16 protein-coding genes and 1 pseudogene are annotated in these 15065 nt (G+C 67.2%); 4 read left to right on the top strand and 13 right to left on the bottom strand.

All coding sequences use genetic code 11. The annotated features are described in order from the left end of the window. Positions 1–3 precede the first annotated feature (3 nt). Positions 4–1023: pseudogene (locus HUX88_RS33080) on the top strand (sensor histidine kinase); the annotation flags it as partial. After that, positions 1013–1531: a response regulator gene (locus HUX88_RS32210; protein ID WP_308937123.1), complete on the top strand. Its 519-nt coding sequence runs from the start codon at positions 1013–1015 to the stop codon at positions 1529–1531. The pseudogene HUX88_RS33080 and the gene HUX88_RS32210, both read left to right, overlap by 11 nt. A gap of 6 nt (positions 1532–1537) precedes the next feature. Here HUX88_RS32210 and HUX88_RS11370 read toward each other — a convergent pair whose 3' ends face one another. The 3 genes from HUX88_RS11370 to HUX88_RS11360 all read right to left on the bottom strand — a co-directional run bounded on the left by HUX88_RS11370 (position 1538) and on the right by HUX88_RS11360 (position 5479). Further along, on the bottom strand, positions 1538–3430 hold the full coding sequence (locus tag HUX88_RS11370) for an MFS transporter (RefSeq protein WP_176361860.1): 1893 nt from the start codon (positions 3428–3430) through the stop codon (positions 1538–1540). 120 nt (positions 3431–3550) lie between these two features. Continuing rightward, positions 3551–4837, bottom strand: a complete 1287-nt coding sequence (locus tag HUX88_RS11365) for an ATP-binding protein (protein ID WP_176361859.1) — start codon at positions 4835–4837, stop codon at positions 3551–3553. Positions 4838–4840: 3 nt separating this feature from the next. Then, complete coding sequence (locus tag HUX88_RS11360; RefSeq protein ID WP_373886780.1) at positions 4841–5479, bottom strand: response regulator; 639 nt, start codon at positions 5477–5479, stop codon at positions 4841–4843. A 152-nt stretch (positions 5480–5631) separates the two neighbouring features. Here HUX88_RS11360 and HUX88_RS11355 point away from each other — a divergent pair, with 152 nt between their 5' ends. After that, complete coding sequence (locus tag HUX88_RS11355; RefSeq protein WP_176361858.1) at positions 5632–6261, top strand: energy transducer TonB; 630 nt, start codon at positions 5632–5634, stop codon at positions 6259–6261. A gap of 8 nt (positions 6262–6269) precedes the next feature. Here HUX88_RS11355 and HUX88_RS11350 read toward each other — a convergent pair whose 3' ends face one another. Further along, a complete protein-coding gene (locus HUX88_RS11350) occupies positions 6270–7004 on the bottom strand; it encodes a class I SAM-dependent methyltransferase (RefSeq protein ID WP_117014981.1) in 735 nt (244 codons plus the stop codon). Between the two features lie 105 nt (positions 7005–7109). On the opposite strand from HUX88_RS11350, the gene HUX88_RS11345 reads away from it, so the two are divergent. After that, a complete protein-coding gene (locus tag HUX88_RS11345) occupies positions 7110–7967 on the top strand; it encodes a polysaccharide deacetylase family protein (protein ID WP_373886779.1) in 858 nt (285 codons plus the stop codon). On the opposite strand, the gene HUX88_RS11340 is transcribed toward HUX88_RS11345, so the two are convergent. Genes HUX88_RS11340 through HUX88_RS11300 form a run of 9 tightly spaced genes read right to left on the bottom strand, consistent with a single transcriptional unit; the run spans position 7968 to position 15062 of the window. Continuing rightward, the gene (locus HUX88_RS11340; RefSeq protein WP_176361857.1) at positions 7968–8582 is read right to left on the bottom strand and encodes a 4'-phosphopantetheinyl transferase superfamily protein; all 615 of its coding nucleotides are present in this window, start codon (positions 8580–8582) and stop codon (positions 7968–7970) included. Then, complete coding sequence (locus HUX88_RS11335) at positions 8582–9166, bottom strand: hypothetical protein (RefSeq protein WP_176361856.1); 585 nt, start codon at positions 9164–9166, stop codon at positions 8582–8584. The genes HUX88_RS11340 and HUX88_RS11335 overlap by 1 nt, the downstream gene beginning before the upstream one ends. A gap of 49 nt (positions 9167–9215) precedes the next feature. Continuing rightward, entirely contained in the window at positions 9216–9659 is a 444-nt protein-coding gene (locus HUX88_RS11330) for an excinuclease ATPase subunit (RefSeq protein ID WP_176361855.1), read from the bottom strand. Between the two features lie 10 nt (positions 9660–9669). After that, positions 9670–10902 carry a beta-ketoacyl-ACP synthase gene (locus tag HUX88_RS11325; RefSeq protein WP_117014976.1) on the bottom strand — a complete coding sequence of 411 codons (1233 nt, stop codon included), beginning with the start codon at positions 10900–10902 and terminating at the stop codon, positions 9670–9672. Then, positions 10899–11636, bottom strand: a complete 738-nt coding sequence (fabG, locus tag HUX88_RS11320) for a 3-oxoacyl-ACP reductase FabG (RefSeq protein ID WP_117014975.1) — start codon at positions 11634–11636, stop codon at positions 10899–10901. Before fabG ends, HUX88_RS11325 begins: the two co-directional genes overlap by 4 nt. After that, a complete protein-coding gene (locus tag HUX88_RS11315; protein ID WP_176361854.1) occupies positions 11633–12094 on the bottom strand; it encodes a hotdog family protein in 462 nt (153 codons plus the stop codon). Before HUX88_RS11315 ends, fabG begins: the two co-directional genes overlap by 4 nt. Beyond that, the gene (locus HUX88_RS11310; RefSeq protein ID WP_176361853.1) at positions 12091–13275 is read right to left on the bottom strand and encodes a beta-ketoacyl-ACP synthase; all 1185 of its coding nucleotides are present in this window, start codon (positions 13273–13275) and stop codon (positions 12091–12093) included. Before HUX88_RS11310 ends, HUX88_RS11315 begins: the two co-directional genes overlap by 4 nt. 9 nt (positions 13276–13284) lie before the next feature. Further along, a complete protein-coding gene (locus HUX88_RS11305) occupies positions 13285–13824 on the bottom strand; it encodes a DUF3261 domain-containing protein (RefSeq protein ID WP_176361985.1) in 540 nt (179 codons plus the stop codon). Then, positions 13824–15062, bottom strand: coding sequence for an NAD(P)/FAD-dependent oxidoreductase (locus tag HUX88_RS11300; RefSeq protein ID WP_176361984.1), 1239 nt, complete (start codon positions 15060–15062; stop codon positions 13824–13826). Before HUX88_RS11300 ends, HUX88_RS11305 begins: the two co-directional genes overlap by 1 nt. Positions 15063–15065 lie beyond the last annotated feature (3 nt).

Below are 15065 nucleotides of genomic sequence, written 5' to 3'. Positions count from 1 at the left end.
GCGATGGAAACGCGCATCCTGATCTACGCGCCGACCGGCCAGGACGCCCCGCTGGCGGCCAAGGTGCTGGCGATGGCCGACCTCCACAGCCACGTGTGCCGCTCGCTGGCCGAGCTGGCGTCGCAGCTGGAGCTGGGCGCGGGCGTGGTGCTGACGGTGGAGGAGGCGCTGGCGCCGGGCGGCTACAAGCTGCTGCAGGAGTTCGTCGCGCGCCAGCCCGACTGGTCCGACCTGCCCATCATCCTGCTGACCCATCGCGGCGCCGATTCGCCGGCGGTGCGCCAGGCGGTCGCCGGCCTGGGCAACCTGAGCCTGATGGAGCGGCCGGTGCGCTCGCTGGCGCTGATCACCGCCCTGCAGGCGATGCTGCGCGCGCGCCGCAAGCAGTACCAGGTGTGCGAGGCGGCGCGCCGCAAGGACGAGTTCCTGGCCAGCCTCGGGCACGAGCTGCGCAATCCGCTGGCGCCGATCCGCACCTCGGTCTCGCTGCTGACCCACATGTATCCGGACGCGCCGCCGGTGGCGCGCATCCGCGACATGGTCGAGCGCCAGGTGCGGCTGCTGACCCGGCTGGTGGACGACCTGCTGGACGTGGCCCGCATCACCAGCGGCAAGATCAAGCTGCAGCGCCAGCAGGTGGGCCTGAACGCGGTGATGAACCACGTCAGCGAGCTGTGCCTGCAGGCCGCCGGCGCCAAGCGCATCCACGTGGCCTGGCAGCTGCCGCCCGAGGACATCGTGCTCGACGCCGACTACGCGCGAGTGGTGCAGATCTTCGCCAACATCGTGTCGAACGCGGTCAAGTTCACGCCGCAGGGCGGCAACGTGGTGGTGCGCGCGGCGCGCCGCGGCGGCGAGCTGCTGGTGACGGTGCGCGACAGCGGCATCGGCCTGGACGCCGAATCGATCGCGCGCATCTTCCGCATGTTCGAGCAGAGCAAGACGGTGGCCGGGCAGTTCTCCAGCGGACTGGGGATAGGCCTGAGCCTGGCGCGCCAGTTCGCCGAGATGCATGGCGGCTCGGTCGAGGCGCGCAGCGACGGTCCCGGCCAGGGCAGCGAATTCACTATCCGCCTGCCGGTGGTCAGCGCGCCGCCGAGCGCGACGCCGTGCCGTGGCGCAGGCCGCCGGCGCCGACGGCCGCAAGATGCAGGTGCTGGTGGTGGACGACAACCGCGACGCCGCCGATTCGCTGGCGGCGCTGCTGGAGCTCGAGGGCTTCGACGTGCGCCCCGTGTACGACGGCGCCGGCGCCGTCGCCATGGCGGCCGAGCAGCCGCCCGACATGATCATCATGGACCTGGGCATGCCGGGCATGGACGGCTACGAAACCGCGCGGGCGATACGCCAGCGTCCCGGCGCCGAGCGCATCTTGATGATCGCGCTGACCGGCTGGGGCCAGAGCGACGCCCGCCGCCGCACCGGCGAGGCGGGCTTCGACCACCACCTGGTCAAGCCGGTGGAGCTGGAGCAGATCCTGCGCCTGGCCGGCGCGCGGCAGAACCGCGAGCAGGTGCAGGCGGCGCGCTGACGCGGCCTACTTCCAGTCGCCGCGCAGCGCCAGCACGCGCTCCTTCAAGCCTTCCGGCGTGACGTCCTGCGGCGCCACCGGCGCGCCGACCGCCAGCGCCAGGCGCGAACGCAGGCCGCTGCGGAAGGCGCGCCCGAACACGTTCTCGCCGCTGCGGCTCAGCAGATGGCCCCACAGCCCGCGCAGCGCCATCGGGATCACCGGCACCTTGGAGCGCTCGACGATCTTCGACACGCCACCCTTGAACTCATTGATCTCGCCGGTGCTGGTCAGGCGGCCCTCCGGGAAGATGCACACCAGGTCGCCCTCGTGCAGCGCCTGCGCGATGTCGACATAGGCCTTCTCCATCAGCCACGGGTCTTCCTTGGCCGGCGCGATCGGGATGGCGCGCGCGGTGCGGAAGATCCAGCCCAGCAGCGGCAGCTTGAAGATGCGGTGGTCCATCACGAAGCGGATCGGGCGCGGGCTGGCCGCGCCGATGACGATGGCGTCGACGTAGCTGACGTGGTTACACACCAGCACCGCCGCGCCCTCGTCGGGGATGCGGTCGGCGTCGATCAGTCGCACGCGGTGCACGGTGTGGATCAGCATCCAGGCCAGGAAGCGCATCAGGAACTCCGGCACCAGCGAGAAGATGTACAGCGCCACCACCGCGTTGAGCAGCGCCGTCACCAGGAACAGCTGCGGGATGGTGAAGCCCTGCCCCAGCAGCACGATGGCCAGGCCGGCCGCCGCCACCATGAACAGCGCGTTGAGGATGTTCATGCCGGCGATGGTGCGCGACATGTGGGCCGGATCGCAGCGGGTCTGGATCAGCGCGAACAGCGGCACGATGAAGAAACCGCCGAACATGCCGATCAACAGCACGTCGCACAGGATGCGCCACATGCCGTGCTGCGCCATCATGGCGAAGGCGTCCAGGTGTGGCCCGGTGGCGGCGACGATGCCGTGGCTGGCGAAATACAGGTCGGCGCCGAACAGCGACAGGCCGATGGAGCCGAACGGCACCAGGCCGATCTCCACCTTGCGGCCCGACAGGCGCTCGCACAGCAGCGAGCCGCTGCCCACGCCCAGCGAGAACACCGTCAGAAGCAGCACGAACACGCTGTGGTCGCCGTGCAGGTAATCCTTGGCGTAGACCGGGAACTGCGCCAGCACCAGCGCGCCGTAGAACCAGAACCACGAGTTGCCCAGCATGGACAGGAACACCACGCGGTTCTTGCGCGAGAAGCTCAGGTTGCGGAACGATTCGCCGATGAAGTTCCAGCTCACCTTCAGCTCCGGCGCCGGCGCGGGCGCCAGCGGGATGCGGTAGCTGGCCACCAGGCCGAGCAGCGCCACGGCGATGGTGGCGACGGCCTCGAAGGCGATGCCGTTGGGCTTTTGCACCACCAGCACCGCGCCCAGGATCTCGCCCAGCAGGATGCCGACGAAGGTGCCCATCTCGGTCACGCCGTTGCCGCCGATGAGTTCATCGGGCTTGAGCTGCTGCGGCAGGTAGGCGTACTTGACGGGGCCGAACAGCGTGGAGTGCACGCCCATGCCGACCACCGCGGTCACCAGCAGCCACAGCGTGTGCGTCATCCATCCGAGGCCGGCGATGCACATGATGGCCACCTCCAGCCACTTGACGAAGCGGGTCAGCCCGGACTTCTCGAACTTGTCGGCCAGCTGGCCGGCGGTGGCCGAGAACAGCACATAGGGCAGGATGAACAGGCCGGGGATCAGGTTGGTGATCAGCGACGGCGACAGCGTGGTCCAGCTCATCGCGTCGAAGGTCAGCATGACCACCAGCGCGGTCTTGAACAGGTTGTCGTTGAAGGCGCCGAGGAACTGGGTCCAGAAAAACGGCGCGAAGCGGCGTTGCGTCAACAGGGAAAACTGATTGGGCTGGCTCATGTCTGCGGCATCCGTTCTGATGGGTGGTACGGAAAGGTTGAACGGATTATAACCTCATGCCGCCCCGCACAAACATGCCAACAAGCAACAACCTAGCGCCAGATCAATCCAGCCATGCGTTCAGGATGCCGGCGCGGCATGCGGGATGAAGATGGCGATGCGGGTGCCGGCGCCGAGGGCGGTGGCGATGTCGATGCGGCCTTCGAACGCGGCCACCCGCTCGCGCATGCCGACGATGCCGATGCCGGCCGACGCCAGCGCCGCATCGTAGCCGCTGCCGTTGTCGGCGATCTCCATGCGCAGGCCCGCCGCGTCCAGCGTCAGCGCCACCGTCACCTGCGTCGCGCGCGCGTGCTTGGCGATGTTGGACAAGGCCTCCTGCACGATGCGGTAGGCCGAGATGCCGATGCCGCTCTCCAGCCGCGCGAAATCGCCGTCGGCGCGGAACAGGTAGCGGCAGCCGGCGTGCGCGCGGTCGTAGTGGCGCACCATCTCCTCCACCGCGCCGTCCAGTCCCAGCATGTCCAGCACCTCCGGACGCAGGCGCCGCACCAGCGTGCGGCCGCTGTTGTAAAGCCCCAGCGCCAGCTTGATGATCGACTGCGCGCGCTCGCGCACCTCGCCCTCCTCGCTGACGTCGACGATGCGCTGCGCCTCCAGCCGCGCGGCGATCAGCGTCGCGTTCAACTCGTCGTGGATCTCCAGCGCGATGCTCTTGCGCTCATCCTCGACGGCGGTGTTGACCTTGCGGATCAGGCGGCGCTTCTCGGCGTCGGCCGCGCGCAGCGCCTGCATCGACGCCTGCAGCGAGACGTTCAAGCCCTGCGACAGCTGCCACGCCAGCAGCGCGCACACCAGCAGGCCAAGGCTGGCCACCAGCAGCTCGACATAAAAGCGGCGGGTCTGTTTCACCAGCAGCGCCGACGGCGACATCGTCACCCGCACATAGCCCATGGTCTCGACCGCGCTGCTGCTGCCGGCCGGCTGGTCCTTCCGATAGGGCTTGCCGTCGGCCGCCAGCATGGTCACGAACATCAGGCGCTTGAGGATGGGCGCCTCGTAGTAGCGGGCATCCGGCCGGCCCGGCGCGGGCGCTAACGCCTGCACCAGCGCATGCCGCTGCGCGTCCAGCACCTCGATGCGGTCGATGCTGGCGTCCGATTGCAGCAGGCCGTTGACGGTCAGATTGAGATCATCGTAGCGGTGCGTCAGCAGGCTGAATTCACTGCTCTGCGCCAGCACCTTGGCCACCAGCGGGCCACGCTCGGCCATCTCCTCGCGCACCTCGGCCAGGCGCGAATGATAGGCGTACCAGACGAAGGTGCAGAACATGTAGGCCAGCGGGATCAGCGTGACGCACAGCAGCCGCGCGCGCACGCTCCAGTGGCGCCAGAAGTCGAGACGCATCCGCTACGGCTCGATCAGGCCGTGCTTGACGGCCAGCCGCGTGATGTAGGCCGGCCGGTGCACGCCCAGCTTCTCCTTCACCGCCTGGCTGATGTTGCTGATGGTCTTGGTGGAGACGTCGAGCTTCTCGGCGATCTCCGCGTTGGTCAGGCCCTCGGCCATCAGCGTGAAGATCTCCAGCGCGCGCTCGTCCAGCTGCGACTGCGGCGACAGGTCGCCGCGCACCGACAGGTTGGCCAGCCGCTCGGCGATGTGCGGCAGGAAGTACAACTCGCCGTCGTGCGCGCGCCGCACCGCCGCCGCCAGGTCGGCCGGATCGCAGTCCTTGGTCATGAAGGCGCGGCCGCCGAGGCGGTAGGTTTCCTTGATCAGGCTGTCCTGGTCGAACTGGCTGAGGAAGACGATGGCCGCGTCCGGCGCGTGGGCCAGGATCTGCCTGGCCACGTCCAGCCCAGTCAACTGCTCGCCGAAGCGGATATCGAGCACCGCCACGTCCGGCTTGTGGCGCTGGTACTGCTCCAGCGCCTCCTCCGGCGTGCGCGCCTGCGCCACCACGTGCAGCCCCTGCCCTTCCAGCGACATCGCGAAGCCCGTCATCACGATCGGATGATCGTCCGCCAGCATGACCCGTATCTTTTTCACTTGCTACCTCCAGGAATATTTACTACTCGATGGTGGAAGCATACCACAGCAGTTCGGCGTAAAAAATTCCACAAATCGCCTTTTATTTTGCCATAACATGGAATAGTATACTTCCAACACATAGCAATACCCACCACCACCAAGGAGCAAATATGCATCAGAAAAAGAATCTCACCGGCCTGACTGTCGTGGCCGTGTTGCATGTGGCGCTGCTGGCCGCCTTCCTGCATGGCTCCAAGCTGACTGTGTTCAGGGTGAAGGAAGCGGTGATCGACCTGACGCCCACTACGCCCGAGCCGCCGCCGAAAGTGCTGCCGCCTGACGTACCGCTGCCCAAGCTGGCGCCGCCGGACATCTTCGTGCCGCAAGTGGAGACACCGGTGCTGCCATCGACTCCGCCGCCGGTGACGGCGCGTCCGGCGAGCGAGGCGCAGCCGGCCCAGCCGACGCAGGCGGGCATCGCCGAGCCGGGAGCCAAGACGGTGGTGAAAGCCGCGCCGCAGCTGGTTCCGGCAGTGGTGGACGCCAAGGCCTGCGCAAAGCCGGACTATCCGAAGTCCGCGCTGCGCAACGGCGACACCGGCACCGTCACGCTGTCACTGCTGATCGGCACCGACGGCCGGGTGGCCGATTCGAAAGTGGAGAAATCCAGCGGCTTCCGTGAGCTGGACCGCGCCGCGCAGGTCGGGCTGGGGCTGTGCCGCTTCAAGCCCGGCACCGTGGACGGCGTGCCGCAGCAATCGTGGACCAAAATGCAGTACGTCTGGAGCCTGGACGAGTAAGCCGGGGATTAACTCGGTCGCGGCTTGACCGCGACCAGGTTAATCAGCGTTTCCTCCCGCACGGCGGGCGGCTTGATGCGCAGCGCCGTCTCCACCAGGCCCAGGTCCTCGCGGCTCCACCACAGGAAGGGATAGGAAACCGCGCTGTCCGGCACCGAGAACCCGGCGTCGCGCACCATCGCCAGGTATTCCGGCGCGGTCTTCTGCACATCCATCGGATGGCGGAACAGCGCGCGGATGATCCACGAATGGATATAGCGCTTGGTCGACTCGGCGAACAGCAGCACGCCGCCCGGCTTCAGCACGCGGTAAAACTCCGCGATGGCGCGTTCCTGATCGATCAGGTGGTGGAAGGTCTGGTGGCAGAACAGCAGGTCCACCGAGCTGTCTTCCAATTTGATGTTGGAGCTGGAGCAGCAGATAAACTCGGCGTCGATCTTCAATGCCGCCGCTTCCCTGGCCGACTCGCGCAGCATGTCGGGATCGATGTCCATGCCGATCAGGCGCCGTGGCGCGTAGCGCCGGTGCAGCTTGCCGAGCGAGCGGCCAAAGCCGCAGCCCACATCCGCCACCACCTCGAAACTGCGCGGCTGGTCCGCCGGCATCAGGCGCTGCAAGTCCACCAGCGCGCGCTCCAGCACATGCACGGTCCACGTCTCGGTGCGTAGGAACCACTTGCCGAACGCCGTCTCCGGCACATGCGGATCCGCTGGTGGCTGTAATACATCCAGGTTGGCGCTCATAAAACCCTTTGTTGTTCCATAGTTTACAAATTCCCAATACTGCGACCCCACCGGCAAAAAACTCGTACAATATTCGTCCTGTTCCGTACGCCATGCCGACTGTCCGTGTCCAACCATCTTTTCCGCCTGCTGCTTGTACTCTGCTCGATGATGCCGAGCCCCTGCGCCATGGCCCAGGACACGCCACCCGCGCCGATACGCTTCCTGCTGACCTTCGACGACGGCCCAGCCGCCGCCGACAGCGGCAATCCGACCGTGCATATCCTCGAAACGCTGGCCAGCAATCCGCTGCAAGACCACATCAAGGCCGTCTTCTTCACCCAGACCCGCGCCTGGCATGGCGGCGGCACGGAGGTCGGGCGCGGCCTGATACGCCGCGAATACGACGAAGGCCACGTGGTCGCGCTGCACAGCGCCACCACCTTCCACTCCAACCACCGCTTCATGAGCCGCGCCACGCTGGACGAATCGATGCAGCGCGGCGTCGACGACCTGACCGCCATCACCGGCGTCGCGCCCAAGCTGGTGCGCCCGCCGTTCTGGGCCTACGATGCCGGCACGCTGGAGTCCTACCACCAGCACGGCATGCGTATGCTGCTGACCGACCTGAATGCCAACGACGGCAAGATCTACGGCGTCAACTTCAGCTGGCACAAGCGCTCCAACATGCTCACCCACCTGGCCGAGACCCGAAAACGCTGGGCCGCCGGCGCCATGCCCGTGGTCGACGGCAGCACGCCAGTGGTGGTCACCTTCCACGACGTGAACACCTACACCTCGCGCCACATCCAGGAATACCTGGAGATCCTGCTCGACGTCGCGCACGAACTCGACATGCCGCTGGCCGCCAAGCCGTTCTACGACGACCGCGCGGAACTGGAGCGCGCCGCGCTGGCGAGCACCGTCGATGACGCGAGCGTCAAGCAGCACCTGCCAGGCCTGTGGGGCTGGCTGTGGCAGTGATCACGGCAGCGTCACCAGTTTTATCCGCGGCAGCTCCGTCAGCGGCAAGGCGCTGCACAACACCACCGACAATTCCTCATGCGGCAGATCGACGCGATGCGCCTGCGCCGCGTCCCCCAGCTTGAAGCGCGCTTCCTTCCCGCTCCACAAACTGTAAAAGCCGACGACGCGGCGCGCCTCGTCCAACGCCATCCACTGCGCCATCTCGTCCGCATCGAAGGCCTGCGCGGCCAACGCCGCCAGATCGCGCTGCGGATCGCGCATTTCGATATCCAGTCCCAGCGCCGTCTGCGCGCTGACGGCGCAAGCCACCCAGCGGCCGCTGTGCGCGATGCTGAAGCCCGGCGCCGGGCCACGCAGCACGGGCGCCTTCAGCAAAGGCGCCGCGCCGGGCCGGTCCTCCAGCTCGACATCGCGCGGCGCCACGCCCTGCAAGGAGCCCAGCGCCATGCGCAACAAGATCCGTCCCGCGACAAACTGGCGTTGCCGCTGGACGCGCACAAACCGCCCACAGCGCGCCAGCTCGCTCGCGGACAACCAATCGCGCAGGCGCGGCAGATCCTCGTCCGCCATGCCGTCGATGTCGGCCATCCAGAGCGAGGCGGCGACTGTCATTAGCGGGCCACCGCCTTGTCGTCGGCGCCGGTCGGGCCGCCAACAGGCGTGTCGTAGTTGGCCATCACATAGCCGGCGGCGAGCTTGCCGACGCGCGTCAGCATCAGGTTGTCATGCGCGCCGAAGGTGAAGCCCGCACCCATCGCGTCGGCACGCTGGAAGAACTCCGGGTTGGCGACCACGGCGCCGCTGGCATCGTGGATAGCCACGTGCATCAGCACACCCGAGCTGCCGGCCAAAGGCCCCAGCAGCACGCGCTTTGCGCCATGCTTGAACGACAGCTCGTCGATCACCGGCTCGATCACCAGCGTGCGGCCGTTGGCGGGACGCTGGTTCCAGCGTGCCAGCGATTCCGCCAGGTCGGCGCGGAAGTTCTCGTCGATCTTGGCCAGGCCGGAGGCGTCGCCAACGTAACCTGCCTTGAACACGACGGGTTTGATTTCGATGCGGCCATAGGTGGCGAAAGCTTCCTTAGGTGGAGGATTCTGGGCGCTGCTGGCCTTGATCCTGGTCGCGCAGCCGGTCGTCAACAGCGCGCCACCGATGGCGGCTACCAGCACGGCGTTACGGAAGTTCTTATTCATGGCTATCTTTCGATGGGTTGGTAAAACAGTGAGGTGCGTTGGCACCGGATTATTTGGCGAACTTGACGAAGTCGCCCTTGAGCGCGACGCCGGCCATGATGGCGCCGTCCGCACATTCGAACTCGGTCTGGCTGGCCATTTCCTTGTCATTGAAATTGCTGACGATGTTGACCACGCCATCGGCGCCCACTTCCTGCGCGCGCTTCTGCAGCGACAGCATCGCCGACAGGAACACCCAGTTGCAGGCCTTCTCGGCCGACTTGCCGAAGCCATTGGTGCGCAGGCTGGTCCTGTCGCTGGTGATCTTGGTCTGCACCTTCGGCGTAGGCTGGTCGGCGAAGTAGAACTTGACGCCGACGTCCAGGCGCTGTTGCGCGTTGTTGGCGGCCATGGCGCCGGCGATCGGCAGCAGGACCATCTTGTCGGCGGCCGAGGCGCACAGCGGCGCGGCGGCCAATACCAGCAGTGCCATCACAGAATGCAGTTTCTTCATTATCGGGTTCCTATTTGACGTACCGTTTGAAAATCAGCGACGTGTTAATGCCGCCGAAAGCGAAGTTATTCGACATCACGTACTCGCATTGCAGTTGCCGGCCTTCGCCGGCGATGTAGTCCAGCGCAGCGCACGCCGGATCGATTGCATCCAGGTTGATGGTCGGCGCAAACCAGCCCTCGCGCATCATCTCGATGCTGATCCAGGCTTCCAGCGCGCCGCACGCGCCCAGCGTGTGGCCCATGTAGCTCTTGAGGGAACTGATAGGCGTCCGATCGCCGAACACCGCCAGCGTCGCCTGCGACTCGGCGATGTCGCCCTGGTGGGTGCCGGTGCCGTGCGCGTTGATGTAGCCGATGTCCGACGCCTGCAAGCCGGCGTCCTCCAGGGCCAGCCGCATCGCCTTCTGCATGGTGGCCGCGTTGGGCTGGGTGACGTGGCAACCGTCGCTGTTGGTGCCAAAGCCGACCAGCTCCGCGTGGATCGTGGCGCCGCGCGCCTGCGCGTGATCCAGGTCTTCCAGGATCAGGCAACCGGCACCCTCGCCGATCACCAGGCCGTCGCGGCCGCCGTCGAACGGACGTGGCGTGGTGTGGCCGGCGTCGTTGCGGGTGCTGGTGGCGAACAGCGTGTCGAACACCGCCGCCTCGGTGGCGCACAGCTCCTCTGCGCCGCCGGCCACCATCGCCAGCTGCTTGCCGCCGCGGATAGCCTCGTAGGCGTAGCCTATGCCCTGGCTGCCGGAGGTGCAGGCGCTGGACGTGGTGATCACGCGGCCGGTGATGCCGAAGAAGACGCCGATATTCACCGGCGCCGTATGCGCCATCATCTTGATGTAGGTGGTCGCGTTGATGCCCTTGGTGGTGCGCTCCTCCATCATGCGGCCGAAATCGCCGATGGCGCTGGGCGTGCCCGCCGAGGAACCGAAGGACACGCCCATGTCGCCGCTCTTGAGCAGCGGGTGCTCCAGCAATCCCGCATCGGCCAGCGCCAGTTCGCTGGCGCGCGTGGCCATCAGCGCGACCCGGCCCATGCTGCGAATCGCCTTGCGGTTATAACGCTCGGTCAGCGAGAACGGCGCGGCGGGCGCGCCGAGGCGCGTGTTCAGGCCCTCGTAGTCCTCCCAGTCCGCCATCCGCACGACGGCGTTGCGGTACTGGCCCAGGCGATCGCGGATCGCGGCCCAGTCGTTGCCGATCGGGCTGATGCCGGCCATGCCGGTGACGGCGACGCGGCGGCTCATGCCAGGCCACCGTTGACGGAAATGACCTGGCGCGTGATGTAGCCCGCCTCCTCGCCGATCAGGAAGCTGACGGCGGCCGCCACCTCCTCCGGCTTGCCGACGCGGCGCGCAGGTATCATCTTCAGCGCTTCCTCCATCGGCACCTCGCTGGTCATGTCGGTCTCGATCAATCCAGGCGCCACGCAGTTGACGGTGATGGCACGCTTGGCCAGCTCCAGCGCCAGCGCCTTGGTGGCGCCGATGATGCCGGCCTTGGCCGCGCTGTAGTTGACCTGCCCACGATTGCCGATCAATCCCGACACCGACGCCAGCGTGACTATGCGACCCGGCTTGCGGCGTTGGACCAGCGGCATCACCAGCGGATTGAGCACGTTGTAGAAGCCGTCCAGGTTCGTCTTCAGCACGATGTCCCAATCCTCGCCGGACATCGCCGGGAAGGCGTTGTCGCGCGCGACACCTGCGTTGCACACCACGCCGTAGTAACAGCCATGCTGCCCGATGTCCGCCTCCAGCGCGGCGGCGGTGGCGGCGCGGTCGCCGATATCGAACTGCAGCACGCGTACCGCGCGGCCCATTTCCGCGATCTGCTGGGCGACCGCGTCGGCCTCGGCGCGCTGGCTGCGGCAATGCAGCACCACGTCGTAGCCGTCGCGCGCGAGGCGCAGCGCAATCGCCTTACCGATGCCGCGCGACGACCCCGTCACCAGCACGCTCATGGACTTATTCTGATTCATACTGCGTTTCCATCTTTGAGAAATTGATTGACATTATCCGGCTGGAACACCGTCACCGTGGCCGTCGCCACCGCGCTTGCGCCACCGGCGACGTCGATGCGGCAGTCGAACGCGCCCAAGCCGTTTTCACCTTGCAGCACCCGCTGCACATGCACCAGCAGCACGCTGCCCGTGGCGAACAGCGGCACGCTGGACGCATACTTGCGCGATCCAAGCAAGAAGCCCACCTTGACCGCCTCGCCGCGTTGCAAGGCCAGCCAGCCGGCATGCGCGGCAATCGCCTGCGCCATGTATTCGATGCCGACCCAGGCGCCGACGCCCTCTTCGCCAGCGAGCATGCTGCCGGCGTGGATACGCACTTCCGCGCACAGGTTGTCGTCGTCCGCACTCAGCACGCGGTCGAGCAGCACCATCCGGCCGGAATGCGGCACCAGTTCACGCACGTCGGGCATCGTCATGCTGTCCTCCCCAGCAGCAGCGCCGCGTTGGAGCCGCCGAAAGCGAATGAGCTGCTCAACACATGGCGCAGCGGACGGCCCAGCGCCGCGCCGCGCGCCACCAGGTTCAGCGCCGGCAGCGCCGGATCGGCCACGCCGTCCCACAGGTGCGGCGGCAAGCGGCCCTGCGGGTTATCGTCCTGCATGGCGAGCCAGCACAGCGCCGCTTCGATCGCGGCCGCCGCGCCCAGCGTATGGCCGGTGAACGGCTTGGTGGAACTGACCGGCACTTCGAGGCCGAACAAGGCCGCGATCGCGCCCGACTCCATCGCGTCGTTCTGCCGCGTCGCCGTGCCGTGCATGTTGATGTAATCGATTTGCGCCGCCGTGACGCCGGCGCGTTCCAGCGCCTGCGTCATCGCCAGCCGCGCGCCCACGCCGGCCGGGTCGGGCGCCGACATGTGGTGGCCGTCCGACGATTCGCCCCAGCCCAGTAAGGCCACCGTGGCGGGTTCGCCGCTCATCAGGAACAGCGCCGCGCCCTCGCCGATGTTGATGCCGTCGCGGTTGGCGCTCATCGGATTGCACTGCGCCGCGCTGACCGAATCCAGCGCGCCGAAGCCGGCCACCGTGAAGGCGCACAGCGAATCGGCGCCGCCGGTCAGCACCGCGTCGCACAAGCCCATCTTGATCAGCCGCGCGGCGCCGGCCATCGCCTTGGCGCTCGACGAGCACGCGCTGGAATGCACATAGGCCGGACCGGCCAAGCCCAATTCCCAGGCCAGCATTTCGGCGGGCGATCCCATCTCCTGGTGGCCGTAATGGAAGTCCGGCGGCAGCGCGCCGTCGGCCACCTGGCGGGCGATGGCCAGCTCCGTCTCGCCGATGCCGGAGGTGCTGGTGCCGAGCACCACGCCGACGCGGTCGGCGCCGTAGCGCGCGATGGCAGCATCCACCTGGGGACGGATCTGCGCCAGCGCCGCCAGCGCCAGCGCGTTGTTGCGGCTGCGCTGCGACGGTGGCAGGTGCGCCACGGACGGCAGCTCCGTCCTCACGCGGCCCAGCGGCAGCTCGCGGCCAGGCGAACAGCTGTCGGTCGCCGCCACGCCGGTCTCGCCCGCATAAAGGCGCGCCTTCACCTGCGCCGGGTTGTCCCCCATCGCGCACACAATGCCGCAAGCGTTCAGATAAAAATTCAGCATTCGTCGGTCTCAGTCGGTGGGCACGGCAAACTGTATCGTCAACTTGTAGTGATACCGCAGATTATCCAGCACCACGGTGCCGCTCCAGCGCGGCGTGCCGCTGTAGGAGATCTGCATGATCGGTTGCTCGTCCAGGAACAAGGTGCGGTGGGCGCCCTGCTCGGCGATGCGCCAGCCCTGCGGCAGCGCGGCGGCGATTGCCTCGGCCGGCCACAGGGTCAGCTGCATGTCTTCCAGCACATCCTCGGCGCGCACCTGCGACGGCAGCATCACATGCCGCCACGAGGTCAGTTCCTTGCCGTCGTAGTGCAACGTCAGCACACGCTGGCTGAACGCCAGGCCGACGACGTCGATCGCGTCCGGCTCCACCTGCAGCGCGACGTCGAGATCATCGGTGCGGCCGTTGCGCTCCACCTTCAAATGCTGCTGCACGCTGATCGACGTGCCCAGCGCCGCCGGCGCCAGCTTCAGGCCCAGGCGGGCCTGCGGTGGCCGCGTGGTGGCGCAGGCGGCCAGCAGCAAGGCCGCCAGCAGCGGTGCGCGGCGCATCAACCCTGTGAGCACAAGGCCTCCAGCGCCGCCAGCCGGCGCGGCGTCTCCTTAACGAAGGGATTGGTCAGGTCCCAGGCATAGCCGGCCAGGATCGCCGAGATCATGCGCCGCACTTCCGGCTGCTGCTTGTCGTGGAAGATGATGGTCTGGAAGCCGCCGGCATACCACGACTCGACAAAGGCGCGGAAGGTGTCCACACCCTTGCGCAACGGCGCGCCGAAGTCGGCCTGCCAGTCCACCGGCTCGCCGGCGAACTGGCGTTGCAGCGCGGCCGCGGCCAGGCTGGCCGACTTGAAGGCGATGGTCACGCCCGATGAGAACACCGGATCGAGGAACTCGCCCGCGTTGCCCAGCAGGGCGTAGCCCTCGCCCCACAGCTTGTCGACGTTGGCCGAGTAGCCGACGATCTGGCGTGCCGGGGTATCCCACTTGGCGTTCTCCAGCAACGCCGACAGCGACGGCTCCTCCGCCACGATGGCTTGCAGGCGCTCGGTGGCGCTGCCCTGGTAGGTGTCAAGGAAGCTGGTCTCCGCCACCACGCCCAGCGAGCAGCGGCCGCCGGCGAACGGGATGGTCCAGAACCACACGTTGCAATGCTTCGGATGTACGGTCACGCGGATCTTGGTGCGATCGAAACCGCCGCCGTGGATGCCGTCTTCGATGTGGGTGAAGATCGCGCCGCGCACCGGGAAGTTGGACGGCGTCTCCAGCTTCAGGAGGCGCGGCAGGATGCGGCCAAAACCGCTGGCGTCGAGAATGAAGCCGGCGCGTACCTGGTACTGCGCGCCATCCTCGCCCTTGACCGTGACCAGCGCGGGCGCGCCGTCCTTGCCCAATTCAATATCCAGCACTTCATGACGATAGCGCACCTCGGCGCCAAAGCGCTCCGCTTCCTTGGCCAGCACATGATCGAAGACAGCGCGCTGCACCTGGTAGGTGGTGCCCCACCCCGCCGAGTGCTTGTCGCGAAAATCGAAATCGGTATAGCAGCCGTTGCGCATGAACGCCGCGCCGTTCTTGAACTGGAAGCCCGCTTCGACCACGGCCTGCAACATGCCGGCCTGCTCCAGGTAGGCCATACTTTGCGGCAGCAGGCTCTCGCCGATGGAGAAGCGCGGGAACTGTTCGCGCTCGATCACCAGCACCTGGCGTCCCTGCTGCCGCAGCAGCGCGGCGGCCACGGATCCCGCAGGACCGGCGCCGACGATCAGGATTTCAACGGCTTCGATGTTCATTGC

It is taken from the genome of Duganella sp. BJB1802 (genome assembly GCF_013369445.1).
Classification (GTDB): domain Bacteria; phylum Pseudomonadota; class Gammaproteobacteria; order Burkholderiales; family Burkholderiaceae_D; genus Rugamonas; species Rugamonas vulcania_A.
The sequence above is the reverse complement of the archived record's forward strand: the minus strand, read 5'-3'. Positions and strand labels throughout refer to the sequence as shown.